The sequence below is a fragment of the bacterium genome, from assembly GCA_040753085.1.
In the GTDB taxonomy this organism is placed as follows: domain Bacteria; phylum UBA9089; class JASEGY01; order JASEGY01; family JASEGY01; genus JASEGY01.
This window is the reverse complement of sequence record JBFMHI010000185.1, coordinates 1-4,993: the sequence shown is the minus strand read 5'-3', so window position 1 is coordinate 4,993 and position 4,993 is coordinate 1. Positions and strand designations below refer to the sequence as shown.

Annotated in this window: 5 protein-coding genes; 3 read left to right on the top strand and 2 right to left on the bottom strand. The window is 44.4% G+C overall.

From position 1 onward, the window contains the following. Positions 1-184 precede the first annotated feature (184 nt). Both AB1797_13080 and AB1797_13075 read left to right on the top strand, forming a co-directional pair. Positions 185-1,402, top strand: a complete 1,218-nt coding sequence (locus tag AB1797_13080) for an ammonium transporter (protein ID MEW5768519.1) — start codon at positions 185-187, stop codon at positions 1,400-1,402. Beyond that, positions 1,399-1,755 carry a P-II family nitrogen regulator gene (locus AB1797_13075; GenBank protein ID MEW5768518.1) on the top strand — a complete coding sequence of 119 codons (357 nt, stop codon included), beginning with the start codon at positions 1,399-1,401 and terminating at the stop codon, positions 1,753-1,755. Before AB1797_13080 ends, AB1797_13075 begins: the two co-directional genes overlap by 4 nt. 119 nt (positions 1,756-1,874) lie before the next feature. Here AB1797_13075 and AB1797_13070 read toward each other — a convergent pair whose 3' ends face one another. Next, positions 1,875-2,630, bottom strand: a complete 756-nt coding sequence (locus AB1797_13070) for an ABC transporter permease (protein MEW5768517.1) — start codon at positions 2,628-2,630, stop codon at positions 1,875-1,877. Positions 2,631-2,819: 189 nt separating this feature from the next. Then, complete coding sequence (locus tag AB1797_13065) at positions 2,820-4,370, bottom strand: helicase-associated domain-containing protein (protein ID MEW5768516.1); 1,551 nt, start codon at positions 4,368-4,370, stop codon at positions 2,820-2,822. A gap of 38 nt (positions 4,371-4,408) precedes the next feature. Between AB1797_13065 and AB1797_13060 the strand changes: the two genes are divergently transcribed. Then, positions 4,409-4,555: a phosphotransferase gene (locus AB1797_13060; GenBank protein ID MEW5768515.1), complete on the top strand. Its 147-nt coding sequence runs from the start codon at positions 4,409-4,411 to the stop codon at positions 4,553-4,555. Positions 4,556-4,993: the final 438 nt, after the last annotated feature.

The following is a 4,993-nucleotide window of genomic DNA, read 5'->3' as shown; positions in this document are numbered from 1 at the left end:
GTACTACGGTGGATGGCGGCCTGTACCTAAGGCACTCCCTGGAAACGGGGAGCAAACAGATTGCAGGACACCTAAGGCTATTGGAGAGGGTAACTCGCCAGTTCTCTACTCTACCCCATGTCCCCTAGAGGAAAAATTTAAAGACCAGGGTTACCAAAAGGGCTAATTCTTTACTTTTATACTTATGATGATAAATTCAGGGGACACAACCTGGGTCTTAATCTCAAGTGCCCTTGTCATGCTTATGACACCTGCATTGGGGCTGTTTTACGGTGGGATGGTTGGTAAGAAAAATGTCCTTTCTACTATGATGATGTCTTTTGTAACCTTATCTTTAATAAGCCTTCAATGGGTAATCTATGGCTATAGTTTATGTTTTGGAAAAGATGTTTATGGTATAATTGGCGGCTTAAATTTTCTGGGATTAAACGGTGTAGGACAAACACCAAATCCTGATTATGCCCCAACAATTCCCCACATTGCCTTTATGCTCTTTCAAATGATGTTTGCCGTAATCACTCCCGCCTTAATAACCGGCTGTTATGTAGAAAGGGTAAGTTTTGGTGGGTTTTTGGTTTTTATGCTCCTTTGGGCAACATTTGTTTATGACCCTGTTTGTCACTGGGTTTGGGGTGTAGGTGGATGGCTTCGGAAATGGGGGGTATTAGATTTTGCTGGTGGAGTGGTTGTGCATATTAGTGCCGGCATATCTGCCCTTGCTGCTTCCCTTGTTATAGGTAAAAGAAAAGGATATGGGAAAACAACCTATGAGCCATCAAATATCCCGTTTACCATTATTGGTGCATTCTTATTGTGGTTTGGGTGGTTTGGTTTTAACGGAGGGAGTGCCTTGGTTTCCGGCGGACTTGCCGCAAGCGCCTTTTTGACTACAAATATTGCAGGTTGTGCTTGTGGATTAATGTGGATGTTGTTATCCTGGAATTACAAAAGACCAAGTGCCTTGGGTTTTGCTACAGGCTGTATTGTTGGACTGGCTACGATTACACCTGCCTCTGGTTATGTAGGAGCTTTATCAGCCATTATCATTGGCATTGTCTCTGCCTTTCTTGGCTATTATGCCATTGTCTTGAGAATGAAGACAGGTATTGATGACTCCCTCGATGTATTTGCCTGTCACGGAATAGGTGGGATACTGGGAGTATTAGCCACAGGAATATTTGCCAACAAGGCAATAAATCCAGCAGGTGCAAATGGATTACTCTATGGGAATTTAAACCAATTTTTAATTCAAGTCTATGCGACTGTAATCGTAGCCATCTACGCCTTTGTGGCTACATTTATTCTGACAAAGCTGGTTGATATAGTTATTGGCTTCAGGGTAAGTGATAAGGAGGAGGTTGTTGGGCTTGATATTTCCCAACATGGTGAGACAATAATATGAAAAAGATAGAGGCAATAATCAGGCAGGAAAAATTACAAGAGGTAAAAGACGCCTTGTCTCGTGAGGGTATTGTTGGTTTGACAATTACAGAGGTTAAAGGAAGGGGAGAACAAGGTGGAATAACCCTTGAATGGAGGGTTGGAGAATATAAGATTGATCTGCTACCAAAGATTAAATTGGAGATAATCATAGAGGATGAAAGGGTTAATAAGGTGGTTGAGACAATATGTCAGTCAGCCAGGACAGGTGAGTTAGGGGATGGGAAGATATTTATCTTCCCTATTGAGAATGTAATAAAGATTAGAACAGGGGAAACGCTTATGTCCACAAGAAGTGGACACAAAGGAGAATAAGATGCCTTGTTTAAGGAGGTAAGAATAGTTACATTAGATTTTTGATAAATCCTACCACATATTTATCTGGGGGTCAAATGACCTGATAGGTATTCTGTATTCTGTGTTCTATCAAGTCCCTATCCTCTATTAATAAACAGGAGCACGGTCAGAAAATAATCAAAGATAAGAATGAGAATAGAAGCAGTCACCACCGCCGAGGTAGTGGCCTTGCCTACCCCCTCTGCTCCACCTCGGGCCATAAACCCCTTATGGCAGCCAATAACAATGATAATTACCCCAAAAAAAACAGACTTAATCAGACCGCTAAGCATATCCCAGGGGACAAGAAACCAGGTGGTTCGGTCTATGTAAAGGGCGGACTTAACCCCATATCGGTAAACCCCCATCACGTATCCCCCAAACATACCAATAAAGTCAGTAAAGATGGTCAAGAGAGGCAGCATAATCAAGGCGGCCCAAAGCCTGGGCACAGCCAGATATTTAACCGGGTCAACGGCCATAGTTCGCAGGGCGTCTATCTGTTCGGTTACTTTCATCGTGCCCAATTCAGCCGCCGTGGAGGAACCGATTCTGCCGGCCACAATGATAGCGGTCAGAACAGGCCCTAACTCCATACACATCGAGGCCCCCACCACACTGCCAATGTATATCTCCAGACCCACTTTCTTGAATTGATGATAGGTCTGAACAGCCAGAACCATACCGGTAAAAATGGCCATAATAGTAGCGATGGGGAGTGTATTGACTCCAATCTCGACCATTTGGGCTATTATCCGATCCGGTTTGAAAGGCGGTCTGAACATCTGAACCACCATCTCCCCCAATAGAATAGCTATTTGACCCGTCTCTATCAAAAAGGATTTTAATCGCATAACTAAATTAGTAAGTGTTCAGCCACAAAGACACTAAGACACAAAAATAGAGCAGCAGAGCAGTAGTTAAAGATTTTTCTGAAAGTCTCAGAACTGCTGTTCTATTGTTCTAATGTTCTCTAAGACACATACTTTTTCGTGTCTTCGTGCCTTGGTGGCTGAACGGTTACCTAAATTATTAATTATTAATTACACCCTCTCCACGCCGGCCCTCGGCATATAGCCCTCTTTTTCTAAGGCCTCGACCAGCTTCGGATAATCGCGGCCATTTATGATAAGGTCCTTGGGAGTAATCTCCCCTTTAATGAAGGGGCCGATCTTCTTTGATCCTTTAATTTGTCCGGCCAGGGAATCTGAATCGCATCGGAGCAGAAAGGCATTAAGAAAGTAAATACGTCCATATTCCCTGGCCCAGTCCCGAATGGAATACTCTACATTTTGAGGAAGCCTTTGTTTAGTGTGCCGGCTCAAGAAAGAGATGATATCCTCTTCGGTCCTGCCGTGTTTGAAGGCCTGATGAATAGAATCCCGGCTGATTCGATAGACCATCATCTGATCCGTCTTTTCGGATACGGCTATCTCTTCCAGTTCCCAGCGAATAAGGGGATCAATGTTCCTTGGAACCAGGACCTCATAGTTGGGTTGAAGGGAAAAAGACCTCTCCACTGGCGCCGAGAAACCTTGCTCTTCTCTCTTCAAAACAGCCCGGCCCAAAGCAGTTGCCCTCACGACAGTAAAATTGTCTGGACCAGGTCCCCCCAGGGCGACTACACCTAAAAAGAGAATAAAATTAAGCAGAAACAGGCGCATCATCTCTGAAATCCCATAGAAGCCATCCCCGAAAAGAGCGCTAACCTCTTTATCCAGGGCCTCAATCTTTATCCAGCCGCCGCCCTTTACTTGGGAAATAATATTGAAAATTAACCCCCCCCAGTCACTATGCAGGTAAGTACTGGTAAGATAATGGTGGGCAATGCGTCGCATTCTCTCGATCGTGCCGAGCTTGAGCCAATCGGTTACCTTTTCAGTAGTAACCATAACCGATGAGTCAATCTCGATAAGGCCCTGACAGGTGCAAAAGTCTAATATGAAACCGAATCGGGTAGGGTAAGTGGGATAATGATAGTAAATTGTCCTAATATCTTCTTTCCTCTCAAAATCAGCCAGGATATTTTCTTTCCTTCGCTTAAATATCTCCCCGGCCTGGGTTAATCTGACGCCCCCTCGTTTGACATGGGCCAGAAAGGTAAAGATGTCTCGTTCTAAGGCCAGACCATCATCCACAGTAAATGGAGGCTCTGTCTCAACCGTCTTCAATCGATCCGCCACCCCTTCCATAAGTGGCTCAACCAGCAAAGATTTCAAATCATCAGGGATAAAGTAGGCCTGACGATAATAATTCAGATCACGGATAAAGACTAAGCCGCTCTGGATAAGGGATTCAATAATCTCCTTAACTCTTTTGCCTCTTCCTTTTCTTAACCTGCCTATGGATAAATCATACCTTGTCGACTCAACCCCATCCTTATCTGAAAAAAAAATGAGAAGCGCCAGGGCAGTCCTCTCTATCGGTTCAAACCTGTTTAAAAGGCGCTTTAAGAATTCTCGATCAGTAAAATGCGCCAAGATTTGTTTCATAATAACGGCCCTGGAAGGCGAGCTGCATTTTATATTATTCACCTCTATTATCTTTCTGAGGTCTTCAATTTGAAGATGAGATATACATTCTATATACTTCATAGGGCGGCTTCCCGCTGCAACTCGATGCTCGATCCTCGATGCTGGATGCTCGATACTGGATGCTCGATGCTCGATGCTCGATGCTCGATGCTCGATGCTCGATGCTCGATGCTGGATGCTGGATGCTGGATGCTCGATGCTCGATACTCGATGCTGGTAAAGGATCTAGTGCCTTGTCACGTTAGTATTTATGGGTAGAGTCTCTTTAGTAGGGGCGAATAATTATTCGCCCCAACCTCCTCCTTTTGCAAGGACGATTCGCGAATCGCCCTTACTGGAGGGGCACGTGGCAACGTGCCCCTCCAGCTTTGTCAAGATAGAAGTTATCTGTTAGGGCTTGTCTTTATGCCGAAGGGTTAAATAATTACCCAAATAAGCAATCATAAGGGTTACCCTTAGAAAAGACGTATCTACTCAAAGTCAAGTTAAAAAAGTAAGCTCATTACAGATTATAGTGCTATGGGTTAAGTTTCATCTCCTTTTGTACCGACAGCGTCGGCCTAAGAGCTTCCCCTCCCTTGTTGGGAGGGGTTAGGGGTGGGTGGTAGCTCTTTTTCTAAGGTTTTTAGCAAGAGTAATAATATTGCCCGCCAATTTCACCCTCACCCTATCCCTCTCCCCTC

Excerpts from the sequence above, each read along its gene's own strand:
- AB1797_13080 (MEW5768519.1), top strand. The coding sequence starts at position 185 with ATGATGATAAATTCAGGGGACACAACCTGGGTCTTAATCTCAAGTGCC.
- AB1797_13075 (MEW5768518.1), top strand. The coding sequence starts at position 1,399 with ATGAAAAAGATAGAGGCAATAATCAGGCAGGAAAAATTACAAGAGGTA.
- AB1797_13070 (MEW5768517.1), bottom strand. The coding sequence starts at position 2,630 with ATGCGATTAAAATCCTTTTTGATAGAGACGGGTCAAATAGCTATTCTA.
- AB1797_13065 (MEW5768516.1), bottom strand. The coding sequence starts at position 4,370 with ATGAAGTATATAGAATGTATATCTCATCTTCAAATTGAAGACCTCAGA.
- AB1797_13060 (MEW5768515.1), top strand. The coding sequence starts at position 4,409 with ATGCTGGATGCTCGATACTGGATGCTCGATGCTCGATGCTCGATGCTC.